Origin of the sequence: Pseudohalocynthiibacter aestuariivivens (assembly GCF_018457175.1) — a bacterium.
In the GTDB taxonomy this organism is placed as follows: domain Bacteria; phylum Pseudomonadota; class Alphaproteobacteria; order Rhodobacterales; family Rhodobacteraceae; genus Pseudohalocynthiibacter; species Pseudohalocynthiibacter aestuariivivens.
Map to the genome: position 1 here is coordinate 582,432 of NZ_JAGFNU010000001.1, position 13,805 is coordinate 596,236.

The window sequence follows — 13,805 nt, forward strand, 5'->3', positions numbered from 1 at the left end:
GCAAATTGCTAGTCCGGTTTCGGTTAGGCTGTTCTTACAGCGACCATCGTCCCAAGCAAGATCGCAATATGAGTGCGGATCGAACCATCAATCGCATAAACATCACTTTGCACCGTGAACAGGCGATTGCCTGGACGAATGACCTTACCAATAGCTTCCAGATGATCCCCCTTTGCGGGTGCGATGAGGTTTATTTTGATTTCGGCGGTCACAACTTCGCTAAGGCTGTCCATTAGTGATAGCGCTGCATAGCCAGCGGCGCTGTCCCCAATTGAAAAACTTAATCCAGCATGGGCAAATCCGTGTTGTTGTCCGGTTTTGGGTATAATTGGCGCGGTAATTTTGCATTGACCTGCGTCTACCTTTTCGAGCTTTGCTTGAAGCGTGTTCATCATTCCCTGAGCAGCAAAACTTGCTCGCACACGGGCTTTGAAATCTCTGGCTTTTGGTTCGAACTGCATTGGTTGAAGGTCCTTAATTGCTCGGAATAGGCGATTGATTTTCGTTATCGGACCCAAAGATTGCAATGGGTTGCTCTAAGGATATGATTTATATACGTATTAGGCGATATCTAGTTTTTTGGTTTGAGTATGAAGTCATATTTTTGGTCATTAAAGAGCGCAGTTTTTGCCCGGAATTGCCTAGCGGTCTGGATGCTTTTGTCTTTGATTGCGGCGGTCACCGGACCATTTGGAACCTACTTGGAAACCAGCTTGTTGTCGCGAAGCCTTTATTGGGCGAGCCTGATCGGTACAGCTCTGATTTTTAGCGAGGGAGTAAAAATTGGGGTCAAACATTTGTGGCCTGACCTGTCGTTTACAATGTCAGCTGTCGCTGCGACCACTTTGTTTGTTCTTCTGTTCACTCCAACCACAATTGTCGCTTGCGCGTTAAATCCATCGCCATTTGGGACAGATTTACCAATTGGAACAATTGTTTTGACGGCGGCAGCACTTTGTATGGGGACGCAAAAGTTAGATTATTTGAATGCAGCCAAACCAGCATCCGATTCGACTGAATCCAGGTTGATTCAGCGCCTGCCAACAGACATGCAAGGCCCGTTGATCCGCATTACTGTGCGGGATCACTATGTCGATGTGTACACCGATAAAGGCATGCATTCATTGTTGATGCGGTTTCGGGATGCAGCTGACGAAGTTGAAGGTGTTGAAGGGTTTTGCATTCACAGATCACATTGGGTCGCGCGCAGGGCGATCGCAGACGTCGTCATGGAGAAAGGTCGCCCATTCGTTATTATGAACGATGGCGTAAAGGTACCGGTGAGCAGGAAATACCGGCACAACGTCGAAGCCGCCGGTTTACTTTAGGAACGTGGCATGGGGATAGGATGTGGCGGCTTGGCCAGAAGAATAGCTAGGGCCTCTGCACGCATAAGTTTGTTTAATGCTTCATGGTCGCTGTGCAACCCCCCAGTATACGTTCCGTAGGCTGGTAAAATAACCCGGTCGCTATCAAGCAAGAAACATGGGCGCGTCAGCCGGTGACCCCGGCGAGAAACACTTGCTTTTGGGTGAAAATGTCCAGAAACTTCTGCGCTCGTTCCAAAACGCGCAATATGGCGAAAGTACAAGGGTGGGGTGTGTAATTCGGCAAGATGCATACCGCCAAAGTCAATCGGGCCCGGATCGTGGTTTCCTTCGATCCAGATCCACCGACGCCCTGCCATCAGCCTCGTAATCCAGAGCGTTTGTTCTTCCGTTAGCGCGTTTGCTGCATCAAGATCGTCAAAGCTATCTCCCAGGCAAACCACAGTCCTTGGGGTAGTTTCGCGAATATCCGCATCAAGCCTGAACAGTGTATCGCGCGTTTCATAGGGCGGTAAAAGAGCCCCGCCATTTCGCGCGATCCTTTCTGACTTTCCCAGATGCAAGTCTGAAACGCAAAGCAATGCTTCGTCCGGCCACCACAATGCACCTGACGGAAGTGCCACCAATTTTGCGCCTGCAAGCGTGAAAGTATAAGTGTTCATGATTTGTTCAAAATGCGCATTTTCAGAAACTTTGCAAGCTTTTAGGTTAGACCCGCTTCACGCATCAGGGCTTTGGTCTCTTCTGCAAGCAGGCGGTCTTCGGCAGCGCCTTTGATTGGAACTTTTCCGATTTCCAGCAGAAGGGGTGCAGCCAGAGGTGTTACTCGGTCAAGTGCAACATGATCGATTTGACCAGCTGTTCGAGATAACATTTCTTCGATGCGACGAAAATCGACCAAACCTCTCAAGGCTTCTTCCCGCGTGATTTTGAGCATGAGATGATCAGGATCATATTTGCGCAGCGTGTCGTAAAGAATGTCTGAGGAAAACGTTGCTTGCCGGCCAGATTTGCGCGCACCTGGCATGTTGCGATCTATCAGACCGGCGATCGTAGCGACGCCTTTAAACGTGCGTTTCATAACAGCATTACCCGCAAGCCAGTTTTCCAAACCGCCACGAAGGTTTTTGAGAGTGAAAAGTGGTGTGGGGTTTGCAACCAGATCAAGCCCCCAGATAAGCGTCGCGTAGTCGGTTGCCACAAACCCTAATGGGTTCAATCCCTCTGCTTCCATTCGCTGTGTAAGCAACAAGCCCAGGGTCTGTTGCGCATTTCGCCCGGAAAAACCGTAAACGCACAGGTGTTGTCTATTGTCATGGGGGAATGTTTCAACAAGCAGCCTATTAGCTTCGGGCAGTTTCGAAACCTTGCGCTGTAGTTTAAGCCACTCAGCCGTATGTTGTGGCAGTTGTGGCCAGTCTTCCTGACGGAACATCGCAAGTATACGGGCAGATAGTTGAGTTGAAGTCGCAAATTTGGTTCCGGTAAATGTAGCGATCTTGGGTTTGCGACCGCGATCACGTGTGACCTGGACAACCATTTCCCGCAGTGAATCGTAACGGACAATCTGTCCGCCTATCAAAAAAGTGTCGCCTGGCGTCAGGGCAGCGGCAAAACTTTCTTCAATTTCGCCTAAAGGTTTTCCACCACGGCTACCCTTTAGTCTGACCTTAAGTGTATCGGTGTCTTGAATAGTTCCTATGTTCATACGGATACGCTGGGTCGCACGCGGGTCGCGTAATTGCCACAACCCATCTGGACGTTTTTGCAACCTTTGCCATTGGTCGTAAGATCGTAACGCGTAGCCGCCTGTTGCGCAGAAATTCAGGCAATCTTCAAAACTGGATCGGCTAAGCGAGCTGTAGGCACCAACCGTTTTGATTTCTTCATAAAGGCGTTCGGCTTCAAATGGCCCAGCCGCCGCGCGGATTAGAATATGCTGGCACAAGACGTCGCGCGGGCCGGGGCCTTGCGGCTCGCCATCAAGGTCATGCGCCTGCACCGCTTCAAGTGCAGCGATACATTCGACAACTTCAAACCTGTTTGCAGGAACGAGAAGCGCCTTTGACGGCGCATTGTACCTGTGGTTGGCGCGCCCAATACGCTGAACAAGACGCTTCACATTCTTGGGGGCGCCTATTTGAACTACCAGATCGACATCCCCCCAATCTATTCCCAGATCGAGGCTTCCGGTGCAGACGATTGCACGCAGGTCACCTCTCACCATCGCTGCTTCAACTTTTTCGCGTTGCTCGCGGGCGAGGGATCCATGATGGATACCGATAGGAAGCGCTTCGTCATTTGCGAGCCAGAGATTATGAAAGAAGATTTCCGCCTGTGCCCGGGTGTTATGAAAAACCAGCGTCGTATTGTGTTGTTTTATTTGGCGAAGAACTGCAGGAATTGCGTATTTCGCTCCTCCGCCTGACCATGGAGGCTCTTCCTCAGTTTCAAGCATCTGGATGTCCGGGTCCGGGCCGGGGTCTGCTTGCAGGATGCTGCATTGTTTTGGTGCACAAGCCAGATAACGCGCAATGGATGTCGGGCTCTCAACGGTCGCGGACAACCCCACGCGCGTCATGCCCGGACAGAGAGCTTGCAGACGGCTGAGCGCGAGCATGAGTTGATCACCGCGTTTGCTTTCAGCAAGTGCGTGAATCTCGTCGATCACGACACGCTTGAGACCCGAAAAAATGCGGGGCGCATCTTCGTACGATAAAAGCAACGCAAGACTTTCAGGTGTCGTAAGCAAGATATGGGGCGGATCAGCGCGTTGACGTTTCTTGCGTGATTGAGGCGTGTCGCCCGTTCGGTCCTCAACGCGGATTGGCAGAAACATTTCAGAAATCGGAGTAGAGAGGTTCCGCCTGATGTCGGCTGCCAGCGCCTTTAGCGGTGAAATGTAGAGTGTGTGCAAGCCTGAGTGCGATTTTGGCGATAAATCGACCAATGTTGGTAGGAATCCTGCAAGAGTTTTACCGCACCCAGTGGGCGCAATGAGCAATAGCGCAGCCTCATCTGCCCGCTCTAACAACGCAATTTGATGCGGATGAACAGACCAACCTTTGCTGGAATACCAATCCTGAAAAAGAGGGGGCAAACGTCTCATTGTCACAGAGTAATCACAGTGAAGCGGAGACGAAAACTTTTAAAAAAGTTTTCACAAAAATCTTTTCAAGATTTTTTTTCGCGTGGAGAAAGGTTTTGAATCAAATTTTGAACAGCACGCGGCAATGTTGTGTCAGCTTTATCGGGCGCCCCATCAAGTGCGCTTTCTACGTCTTTGACGAGAATTCCAATTGTGTTGTCTTCGCGATACCCATCCCGCGCAAATTCGATTTCTTCAAACCCGCTTGCCAACCAGTTCTGGCCCGAAGACGTGCGGACAAGATCCAGAAACTGAGCTTCATTCAAACCGGCATCGTCTGCCCAATCAAGCACAAGTCGCGTCATTGCGGTTGAAGAGGCAGCAAGTAGATTGTTCAGAACCTTCGCTGACATCCCAGCCCCAAATGGGCCCATCCTGTGGAAATGCTGCCCCATTGCTGTGAACAGAGGGTGAAGGTGATCAAGGTCACCGATTGAGCCGCCTAACATGAAAGACAGTTTTTTGTGCTGGGCTGCAATTTGAGCACCTGACATAGGTGCGTCTATCAGACGGATGTGGTCTGGAACGCGGCCTCGTAGTTCTTTTGTGTAACGCGGTGAAAGGGTCGAGCATAAAATGATCTGTTCCAAATCTGCAGCGCGGTCCACGAAACCCTGAGCGCCGAACAGCACGTCCTCTGTCTGGTCAATGTCGCGCACGACCGTGATAAGAATCTGAAGGCCTTCAGCAAAAACCTTGGGCTTGTCAGTCATCACATCCACAGGCGTATTGTAATCCGACGGCGGACGTATATCAAAACCGTGTGCTTCAAACCCCGCTTCGCGAAGCGCAACAAGCATAGGGTATCCCATACGCCCACATCCAGCGACACCGATGCCTTGCAGCATCAGTGAATAATCTTTTCTTCCTTGACGAACATGTTCGCCCAGGCCCGTTCAACCAGTTCAGGAGTCATCTGATGGGGAATGCCTTCGAAATCACAGATTGCCATCATCTGATCAATCAGGAATATCGGTTGATAGTTCGCGTAAACATTGTCGATTGTCGGGTATTTTTTCTTTAGCAGATGGACAAGCGTTGCCTCATCAAGCTGCATTTTCTTTTTACGGGCAACCATTGCGAAAATCTTAAGGAAATCTTCCTGACTTGGTCCATCAATTTTGATTTTGAAGAATATCCGGCGAAGGGCCGCCCTATCGAAGATTTCATTTGGATGGAAGTTGGTTGAGAAAATCACCAGCGTGTCAAACGGCACGGTAAATTTTTCACCTGATTGAAGCGCTAGAATATCCTTGCCTTCTTCAAGCGGAACAATCCAGCGGTTGATCAGAGCCTGTGGCGGCTCTTCCTGACGGCCAAGGTCATCCACGATGAAGACACCGCCGGTGGATTTAAGCTGTAAAGGCGCCTGATAGGTCCGGGCCGTTGGGTTGTAAACAAGATCGAGCATGGAAAGCGAAAGCTCACCACCGGTGATCACCGTTGGGCGTTCACAGCGGACATATCGTGTGTCATATCGATTGCTTGCCCGGCGTAACGATGTTGGATCGTCTTCCTGGGTTTCCGCTGCGCTGTGCACGATGGGGTCATAAACGGTAATGACCTGACCGGAATATTCTATCGCACGGGGTACATAGATTTTGTCCCCAAGCGCATCACGAATACCATTGGAAATAGAGGATTTACCATTGCCAGGTGGGCCGTACATCAAAATGGAACGGCCAGAACTGACGGCGGGGCCAAGATGGTCCAGCAACTCAGGTGGCAAAATGAGATGACCCATTGCACCAGTCAACTGATCACGGGTGATCTGGATGTTTTTGATCGACTGGCGCTCGACCTGATCTTTGTAGACATCGAGCGGCACGGGCATTGCACCATAATATTCCGACTGCGACAATGCATCCAGAGCACGGGCCTTGCCTGCATCGGTCAGCTGATATCCCATTTCATTTCCCGAGGAAGCGTGAAGTGTGCCAGTTGCTTCAAGCAGGCGTTGTTCTCGCGCATGATCTACCAGTTCCTGAGTTACCGGAATAGGCAAACAAATAGCTTTGGCAATTTCGCTAACCTGTTCAACGTTCTGGCGAAACATGGTTTTCAAAAGGATGTCCCGCATCATAACCGGAGGAAGGTTCATCTCCGCAAGGCTTCGGGGTGCGGGAGGCGCGACAACCGTAGATGCATGCATATTCATCGAAAGACCCTAACTGCTCTTTGTTTTAGAGTGATTCTACCCTTCTGTGAGCTTTAGAACAACAAAAACCGCATATGGCTTTTGCATCGGCGAGTCTGCGGCGTTATCCTTTTAAAAAAGGATTGGGGACAGGAATGTACACAACGGCGCAAAGGCCTAATCCGGTACTCTTATTTTGCTTCCTTTTGGGAGTCGTCTTTGTGCTGGGCGGCCTGGCCTTTGCAAAGGACGGGCTGTTCATTGCCAAGCACGAAGGTGACACACTGCACATGATGCAGATCGTGTTTCGAATGGCTGATGGTCAATGGCCACATCTCGATTTCATGACGCCGATTGGCGCGCTTGCGTTTGCGCCAATTGCCGCCTTTGTAAAGCTTGGTTTCGGAATCGGGCACGCTGTAATTTATGCGCAAATTGTGATGGCTTTGGTGCTTATACCTTTCGTTTGGTGGATCGGTATCAGTCGTCTAAGTATCGGAATAGCATATCTTTTTTGCCTTTTCGTGATGGTCTTGGTGCTGGCCTTGATTCACGGCGAAGCTCAACAGTCGCTTTCGGTTTCGATGCACTATAATCGTTGGGCCTGGGCTTTTGCATTTGTAGCGATCTCTTTGTCTGTTATTCCACAGCATCACTATAAAAATGCAACGATTGACGGGATCATCATCGGGGTGGCACTGGCTGCGCTTGCGATGATCAAGGTAACCTATTTTGTTGCTTTTGTGGTGCCGGTTTTGTTGGGATTGGCATTGCACAGAAGTTACCGCAGCATCTTTTTCGCGCTTGTAACAGGCCTTATGATTGCACTTGTAATTACCGCGTTTGCAGGGTCAGGATACTGGCTCGCATATCTGCGCGATCTGCTTGCGGTGGCGCAATCTGAGGTGCGCCCACAGCCCGGAGAGAGTTTTCAGGCAATTGTCGTTGCGCCAGCGTATTTGGGCAGTTCGATTTTAGTGATTTTTTCGGTCGTATTGCTACGACAGGCGAAGGAGCAAGTGGGCGGACTGCTTCTTCTTTTACTGGCACCCGGATTTGCATATGTCACCTACCAAAATTTTGGAAACGATCCGCAATGGCTGCTGCTGTTAGCGGTACTGCTGTTTGCTTTGCGCCCTGCCGCAGATGTTGTGAGTGGGAGAGGTTGGAATATGCGGCTGATGCTGAACATGGCCGGAGCCGCAGCAATTGCATTTTCTTCACCCTCTTTCCTCAATCTTGCGTTTAGCCCTTTTCGTCACCTTGCCGCAGTGAATAAAGATTACGCACCTCTTTTGCCACGAAGCACACAACATGTAGACCTGTTGACGGCCAAAATTCGTGCTTACCGTGTGGATGCAACGGTTGCCATGAATGACCCAGAAACAGGTCTTGATTTTGATGCTGATCTGACAGGACGAAAGGAACTGGTGGAACTTTTGGGTGAACAACTGCCAGAGTGTACTTTGGCAATGGGTATTCCCGCGTGGATCAATGCAATCGTCAAGGATCTGGAGCGTTCCGGGTTAGCTGAAGGAAAACGTCTTTTCGCTGCAGATCTGATCTCAAGCCATTGGCTTTATGGGAGTTTGTTACCGTTAATTGGTGGTGCACCATGGTACTACGGTGGCCTGCCGGGGTTTGAGAGCGCGGATTATCTCTTGGTGCCACTTTGCCCAATTTCGACAGAAGTACGCAAACAGATTCTCGAGATTATTGCTGAAAGAAACGATACCACCCTGAACGAAATTCGGCGCACGCCACTTTATATTTTACTGGAAAAGAGCTGAGTTTTACGCGTCAAGCTCCATAGAATACACCCGCAGAAAGATAGAAAATGAGTGCGCCGCCAAGTGCCAGCCCCATAGGGAATTTCTCGTTTTCCCAGGATTCCCAGTTAGGTGTCAGGTTGCGCAACGCCGGAACACTGCGGAAAAGCCTGTGCGTTGCGAAAGCTGCAAGCAAGACTGCGGCAAAAAAATAGATCATTAGCATCGCGTCCCCCCGCGCAACGAATGGTGCCATAGCAGCGGCGAATTTTGCATCACCTGCACCAATCGCACCAACCATATTCAGGACAAAACCAAACGCCAATATGACGAGTAAATGCACGTAACGCCACGGATATTCCGAAAGCGGCAACGCGATGAGACCCACAACTGCAAATACAAAGATCAATGCAAGGACTGCTTTGTTTGGAATTTTCATGGTTTTCATATCGCTGCTCGCCGCCCAAATACAAATCGGGGCGGCGAATAGTAAAAACCAAAGCGCGGATGAAGCCGAAATATACATTAGCCGTTGGAAACGTTGTCTTCCAATGCGCGTAAGGCGCGCACGGCCGCTTCAAAATGCTGCGGATGAGTGTCGATCGCTTCTTTCAGCAAACCCTTGCCGATTGTGACGTCACCCTGCTTAATTGCCGAAAGCGCAAGGGTGTGAAGCAACTGAGCGCGTTCAACCTGGGTCATCTCAATAACTGGCATATCGTAGTTGCCTTGTGCGCCGCGGGCCAGAATAAGGTTGTTCTTCGCGGTGAACAGGTCCTTGTCGTAAGTGATCGCGCGGATGAAAAGACGTTCAGCTTCGGGGTAATTGCCGCGTGTCAGCATCGAATACCCCCAGTTGTTCAGAACCCCTGAAGGTGTGGTGGTCAACCCAACAGCCGTTTCATAAAAACTGTCAGCTTTTCCCCATTCTTCGTTGCCGTCAGCGATCATTGCTTCCAGGCGATAGCGTTTGTAAGTCTCAAAAGTTGGTGGAACCTTGTCGAGTTCGGCTTCTGCGCCATCCCAATTGCCATTGCGGATCAGCGCGTCAGCCAGGTCAATACGATCATCGTTGTTTGCGTCAGGATGCTGAACAACATCACGCCAGACCTTAACGGCCTGATCTGGCTGTCCGGCACGGACCAGTGATTTTGCGAGCCCACGCTTCAGGTCAATCCGATCCGGATTTTGCTGAGAGGATCGTTGAAAATATGCGACCGCTTCGTTTGGGTCACCTACCGTCAACATGATGTCGCTGAGGTTGCTTTCGTCGATAACGTTCAAATCGGCCAATGCCCGATCTACTTCGGCGTCGTCAGAATTTTCACAAGCTGACAAGCCGACTATCCCTGTTAGGCACAGAGTCGCTAAAATAGAATGGCGCATTTTCGCGTCCTTTACTGCTCGGTCCTTCTAAGGTGTTGAAAGCAGGAGGTATTCACTACTGCCTCGGCGCACCAACTCGAAATTGATATTATTATTCCCTTCATAGTATTCAGGGTTTTGATTCTTTGCGATAGCTAAGCGTAAATTTTCGCGAATGGAGTCACTTTCGCCACTATCAAGCGCATAGGCGCGATGAAAAACCTGTTCGGCCTCTCCGGTTTCGCCTTTTTCCATAAGGATAACGCCTAGATTATTCCACGCTGCCGGAAAGCTATCGTCCTGTTCAACGGCAAGCCGGAGTGATCTTTCTGCCTGACCCAGACGACCAAGTTTCAAGTTGGCTGACCCGATCGCTGAAAGCGTATCAACATTAAGGCCCTGTACACCCGCTGCGCGGTTATAGGCGCGTAGCGCAAGTTGATACTCACCGGCCGCCATGAGCCGATGTCCAACAATGAGGCCATCAACCGAAGAGTCCAGATCATAGGCACCAGTCGGGGCAAAGGGGCTGTCTTCAGACGTACCAAGACCGCCTGTCTGCTGACAAGCGGTCAAAAGGCTAAATGCCGCGATCATAGCCACCCAGTTTTTTATCATGTCCTCAGAAGTTTGTGTTCGAGAGCGTTACCGAGATTTGGTAGACCGACGGCCCGATCAGAATGATCAGAAGCGGCGGCACCGTTAACATCATTGTGGCAAGTGTCATCTTGGTGGGCAAGGTATTTGCTTTCTCTTCTGCCCGCATGACGCGTTTATCTCGCATTTCCGAGGCATAAACCCGAAGAGCGTCGGCGATAGAGGTACCAAAACTCGCAGATTGGACTAAAACGGTCACGAATGACGCGACATCAGTTACACCCGCACGCGCAGACATGTCTTTCAGAACGCTAACTTTGTCTTTACCTGCTTTGACTTCGTTTGAAACAATTTCAAACTCATCCGCAAGAGATGGGAAACCAGCGCGAATTTCTTTACTGACCCGTATGATGGACTGATCAAGCGATTGACCGGCTTCAACACAGACAAGCATCATATCGAGAGCGTCAGGGAAACCATTGGTTATTTCTTCCTGACGTGATTGGACGCGGCGATTGACCCAGTACTTTGGCAACATGTAGCCAACGACACCCGGCAAAATAATTGACATTGCAATGGTTTGGGCTGACGGGTCACCAGTTGATGCTTGAAAGATAGCAAAAATCGCACCGATAACTAAAAACCCCAATCCAAGGGCGAGCTGCATAAAGTTGTATGTCCGCACAGCTTGCTTGCTGCGGTAGCCTGCTTGCAGAAGCTTCAGGCGAACCGCTGAATATTCTTCCTCGTTCTGCGGTTCCAGAAACGTAGAATATTTCTCGAGCTTGTCCTTTTTTGTATCGTAGCGAAGTTTCTGTGCATTTCCTTTAGGTTTTTTTTCTTCAATTTGTGATTTGCGAAGTTTGTCGAGCGGATCTTCATTTTTACGAAGCATTACTGGCAAAGTCAGAAGAACAAGGAACAAGCCCAGAATTCCGACAACTAAAAGTGGGCCGAACTCACCAAATTGGTTTGTGAGCAATTCGTTGATTTGTGAAATAATTTCCATTATGTGGTCCCCCTAAACCTTGATGTCGACGAGTGAACGCATGACAAACACGTTGGCGACAAGGAAGCCAGCAACCACCAGACAGGCAGGGATGAAGACCGAAGTTTCCATCACGTCGTCATAGTAGTTTGGCTGAATGACGTTGATAGCAACGAGTGCAGCGAGGGGGAAAACCGACAGGAACATACCTGACCACTTTGCCTCTGCTGTGATCGCTTTCACGCGACGGAACAGTTTGAAGCGTGACCGGATCACTTTGGCCAGACCGTCCAGAATTTCTGCAAGGTTACCACCTGATGTTTGCTGGATCGTCACGGCAACCGCCAGGAAACGCATGTCCTGCATATCCATACGTTCCGCCATGGCTTTCAGCGCTTCACCGACATCTCGGCCATAGGCGCTTTCATCCGAAATTGCGCCCATTTCAGTACCCAATGGATCAGGCACTTCCTGTGCAACGATTCCGAGTGCTGACGTAAATGGGTGGCCAACGCGCAGGCTCCGTACCATCAGTTCAACGGCATCCGGAAGTTGTTCCTCGAGCATCGACATACGCTTTTTAGCCTTGCCGTTGACCCAGATGTAAATCCCGGCAATACCCATCACGACCGAAAGACCAGCGCGAATTGCGACAGACGCGCCAGTCCCCATCGTGAGTCCCACGAAGGCAACGACACTCAGCACAGCCATCATCAGAATAAGTTGAGCCGGCGAAAATGCTATATTCGCTTTCTGCGCTTTTTCAGCGAGCAAGGAATAGAGCGGAATTGACTTTGATTTCATGTGCTGGGTCATTTCCTTGCGGAGTTGTTCCAGCACTTGTTCACGGCCTGCGCCTTTTTCCAGCATTTCAAGCCGTCGATTGACGCGGCTGTTAAGGCTGATGGATTTACCAAAGACTGTTAGATAGATCCCTTCAACCAACAGGATCACGCCAATAAAAATCAGGCCGTAGACAATGAGTTCCGGATTGATGCTCATGGCGATTAACCTTCTAACGTGGGTTCAAAGATTTCAGCAGGTAAGTTGTAGCCCCACATCTTGAACCGTTCTGAATAATGCGACCGGACACCGGTCGCTGTGAAATGGCCGATAATTTTGTTCTCAGGTGTCAAACCGACACGCTGAAAGCGGAAAACTTCCTGCATTGAGATGACGTCACCTTCCATCCCTGTGATTTCGGTAATCGAGGTCATCCGGCGCGAGCCGTCCTGGAGCCGACTTGCCTGCACAATCAGGTTCACGGCCGAAGAAATCTGACTGCGAACTGCCTTAAGCGGCATCTCGATACCAGCCATGGCGATCATGTTTTCCAGTCGTGAAACACCATCGCGCGCCGAGTTCGCGTGAATCGTGGTCATTGAACCGTCGTGACCGGTGTTCATGGCCTGAAGCATATCAATGACTTCCTCGCCGCGGGTCTCACCCACGATGATGCGATCGGGGCGCATACGAAGTGCGTTTTTCAAACAATCCCGCTGGCTGACAGCGCCTTTGCCCTCAACGTTTGGCGGGCGGCTTTCCATCCGGCCAACATGCGTCTGTTGCAGCTGAAGTTCTGCCGTATCCTCGATTGTCAGAATGCGTTCAGCGTTGTCGATGAAGGAGCTAAGGGCGTTCAAGGTTGTCGTTTTACCAGAACCCGTACCACCAGAGACGATGATATTGAGCCGGCAGGCAACGGCGGCTTGCAAGTAAGCAGCCATTTCTTCGGTGAATGCACCAAAGGTCACCAAATCATCAATCGCAAGTTTTTCCTTTTTAAACTTACGGATAGAGACCAGAGAGCCATCAACAGCGATCGGTGGCACCATCGCGTTAAAGCGAGAGCCATCTGCCAGACGCGCATCCACATATGGGTTTGATTCATCGACGCGCCGGCCAACTGCGGATACGATCTTGTCGATGATACGCAACAGGTGCTTTTCGTCTTTAAATGTGATGTGCGACATTTCAAGTTTGCCGTCACGTTCAACGAATATCTGTCGGGGGCCGTTTACGAGAATATCGTTGACACTGTCGTCTTTCAACAAAGGCTCTAGCGGGCCGAGCCCTGTAACCTCGTCAAACAATTCTTGATTAAGAAGCGAGCGTTCTTCACGGTTTAGCACAACACTCATGTCGTCGAGTGCCTCAGTTGCGATGGCGATAATTTCATTACGCAAGTCTGTATCGCTCGCGTGTTCCAGCGCTGATAGGTTCAGGTTGTCGAGCAAGCGTTTGTGCAGTTCAACCTTGATCTCGCCCAAACGCTCTTTGCGTTTCTTTTCCTTGTCATTCGACTCTTTTGGAGCAATATCCTTAGAGACTTTGCGCATAGATTGTTTAGTTTGCGCGGGCTTTGATGTCGGAAGCGGCGTGACATTGCTTGGTGGGCTGGCTGGTGCTGCTTTAGCACCATCCGTTCCGTTGACTGGTTTTTTGTAACGCGAAAACATAAGCGTTCCTTCTA

13 protein-coding genes are annotated in these 13,805 nt (G+C 50.3%); 2 read left to right on the plus strand and 11 right to left on the minus strand.

The genetic code is table 11. The features are described from left to right. Positions 1-23: 23 nt before the first annotated feature. The gene (locus J4E70_RS02910; protein ID WP_213887552.1) at positions 24-461 is read right to left on the minus strand and encodes a PaaI family thioesterase; all 438 of its coding nucleotides are present in this window, start codon (positions 459-461) and stop codon (positions 24-26) included. 192 nt (positions 462-653) lie between these two features. On the opposite strand from J4E70_RS02910, the gene J4E70_RS02915 reads away from it, so the two are divergent. Then, entirely contained in the window at positions 654-1,328 is a 675-nt protein-coding gene (locus tag J4E70_RS02915) for a LytTR family DNA-binding domain-containing protein (protein ID WP_213887553.1), read from the plus strand. Here J4E70_RS02915 and pdeM read toward each other — a convergent pair. The 4 genes from pdeM to J4E70_RS02935 all read right to left on the minus strand — a co-directional run bounded on the left by pdeM (position 1,325) and on the right by J4E70_RS02935 (position 6,634). After that, positions 1,325-1,990, minus strand: a complete 666-nt coding sequence (pdeM, locus tag J4E70_RS02920) for a ligase-associated DNA damage response endonuclease PdeM (protein ID WP_213887554.1) — start codon at positions 1,988-1,990, stop codon at positions 1,325-1,327. The two genes, J4E70_RS02915 and pdeM, sit on opposite strands and share 4 nt — an antisense overlap. A 41-nt stretch (positions 1,991-2,031) precedes the next feature. Continuing rightward, entirely contained in the window at positions 2,032-4,437 is a 2,406-nt protein-coding gene (locus J4E70_RS02925; protein ID WP_213887772.1) for a ligase-associated DNA damage response DEXH box helicase, read from the minus strand. 65 nt (positions 4,438-4,502) lie between these two features. Next, positions 4,503-5,324, minus strand: a complete 822-nt coding sequence (locus tag J4E70_RS02930) for an NAD(P)-dependent oxidoreductase (RefSeq protein ID WP_213887555.1) — start codon at positions 5,322-5,324, stop codon at positions 4,503-4,505. Next, the gene (locus tag J4E70_RS02935; protein WP_213887556.1) at positions 5,324-6,634 is read right to left on the minus strand and encodes a P-loop NTPase family protein; all 1,311 of its coding nucleotides are present in this window, start codon (positions 6,632-6,634) and stop codon (positions 5,324-5,326) included. The genes J4E70_RS02930 and J4E70_RS02935 overlap by 1 nt, the downstream gene beginning before the upstream one ends. Positions 6,635-6,834: 200 nt before the next feature. On the opposite strand from J4E70_RS02935, the gene J4E70_RS02940 reads away from it, so the two are divergent. Next, positions 6,835-8,403 (plus strand): hypothetical protein, encoded by a 1,569-nt coding sequence (locus J4E70_RS02940; RefSeq protein WP_213887557.1) that lies wholly within the window; start codon positions 6,835-6,837, stop codon positions 8,401-8,403. A gap of 10 nt (positions 8,404-8,413) precedes the next feature. Here the strand turns inward: J4E70_RS02940 and J4E70_RS02945 are convergent, their stop codons facing one another. Genes J4E70_RS02945 through J4E70_RS02970 form a run of 6 tightly spaced genes read right to left on the minus strand, consistent with a single transcriptional unit; the run spans position 8,414 to position 13,791 of the window. Then, the gene (locus tag J4E70_RS02945) at positions 8,414-8,908 is read right to left on the minus strand and encodes a prepilin peptidase (protein WP_213887558.1); all 495 of its coding nucleotides are present in this window, start codon (positions 8,906-8,908) and stop codon (positions 8,414-8,416) included. Beyond that, positions 8,908-9,768 (minus strand): tetratricopeptide repeat protein, encoded by an 861-nt coding sequence (locus tag J4E70_RS02950; protein WP_213887559.1) that lies wholly within the window; start codon positions 9,766-9,768, stop codon positions 8,908-8,910. Before J4E70_RS02950 ends, J4E70_RS02945 begins: the two co-directional genes overlap by 1 nt. A gap of 27 nt (positions 9,769-9,795) precedes the next feature. Continuing rightward, positions 9,796-10,344: a tetratricopeptide repeat protein gene (locus tag J4E70_RS02955; RefSeq protein WP_213887560.1), complete on the minus strand. Its 549-nt coding sequence runs from the start codon at positions 10,342-10,344 to the stop codon at positions 9,796-9,798. A 25-nt stretch (positions 10,345-10,369) separates the two neighbouring features. Beyond that, on the minus strand, positions 10,370-11,353 hold the full coding sequence (locus tag J4E70_RS02960) for a type II secretion system F family protein (protein WP_213887561.1): 984 nt from the start codon (positions 11,351-11,353) through the stop codon (positions 10,370-10,372). Positions 11,354-11,365: 12 nt separating this feature from the next. Beyond that, the gene (locus tag J4E70_RS02965) at positions 11,366-12,334 is read right to left on the minus strand and encodes a type II secretion system F family protein (RefSeq protein WP_213887562.1); all 969 of its coding nucleotides are present in this window, start codon (positions 12,332-12,334) and stop codon (positions 11,366-11,368) included. Positions 12,335-12,339: 5 nt separating this feature from the next. After that, the gene (locus tag J4E70_RS02970; protein WP_213887563.1) at positions 12,340-13,791 is read right to left on the minus strand and encodes a TadA family conjugal transfer-associated ATPase; all 1,452 of its coding nucleotides are present in this window, start codon (positions 13,789-13,791) and stop codon (positions 12,340-12,342) included. Positions 13,792-13,805: the final 14 nt, after the last annotated feature.

Coding starts and splice junctions, on each gene's coding strand:
- J4E70_RS02910 (WP_213887552.1), bottom strand. CDS start 461: ATGCAGTTCGAACCAAAAGCCAGAGATTTCAAAGCCCGTGTGCGAGCA.
- J4E70_RS02915 (WP_213887553.1), top strand. CDS start 654: ATGCTTTTGTCTTTGATTGCGGCGGTCACCGGACCATTTGGAACCTAC.
- pdeM (WP_213887554.1), bottom strand. CDS start 1,990: ATGAACACTTATACTTTCACGCTTGCAGGCGCAAAATTGGTGGCACTT.
- J4E70_RS02925 (WP_213887772.1), bottom strand. CDS start 4,437: ATGAGACGTTTGCCCCCTCTTTTTCAGGATTGGTATTCCAGCAAAGGT.
- J4E70_RS02930 (WP_213887555.1), bottom strand. CDS start 5,324: ATGCTGCAAGGCATCGGTGTCGCTGGATGTGGGCGTATGGGATACCCT.
- J4E70_RS02935 (WP_213887556.1), bottom strand. CDS start 6,634: ATGAATATGCATGCATCTACGGTTGTCGCGCCTCCCGCACCCCGAAGC.
- J4E70_RS02945 (WP_213887558.1), bottom strand. CDS start 8,908: ATGTATATTTCGGCTTCATCCGCGCTTTGGTTTTTACTATTCGCCGCC.
- J4E70_RS02950 (WP_213887559.1), bottom strand. CDS start 9,768: ATGCGCCATTCTATTTTAGCGACTCTGTGCCTAACAGGGATAGTCGGC.
- J4E70_RS02955 (WP_213887560.1), bottom strand. CDS start 10,344: ATGATCGCGGCATTTAGCCTTTTGACCGCTTGTCAGCAGACAGGCGGT.
- J4E70_RS02960 (WP_213887561.1), bottom strand. CDS start 11,353: ATGGAAATTATTTCACAAATCAACGAATTGCTCACAAACCAATTTGGT.
- J4E70_RS02965 (WP_213887562.1), bottom strand. CDS start 12,334: ATGAGCATCAATCCGGAACTCATTGTCTACGGCCTGATTTTTATTGGC.
- J4E70_RS02970 (WP_213887563.1), bottom strand. CDS start 13,791: ATGTTTTCGCGTTACAAAAAACCAGTCAACGGAACGGATGGTGCTAAA.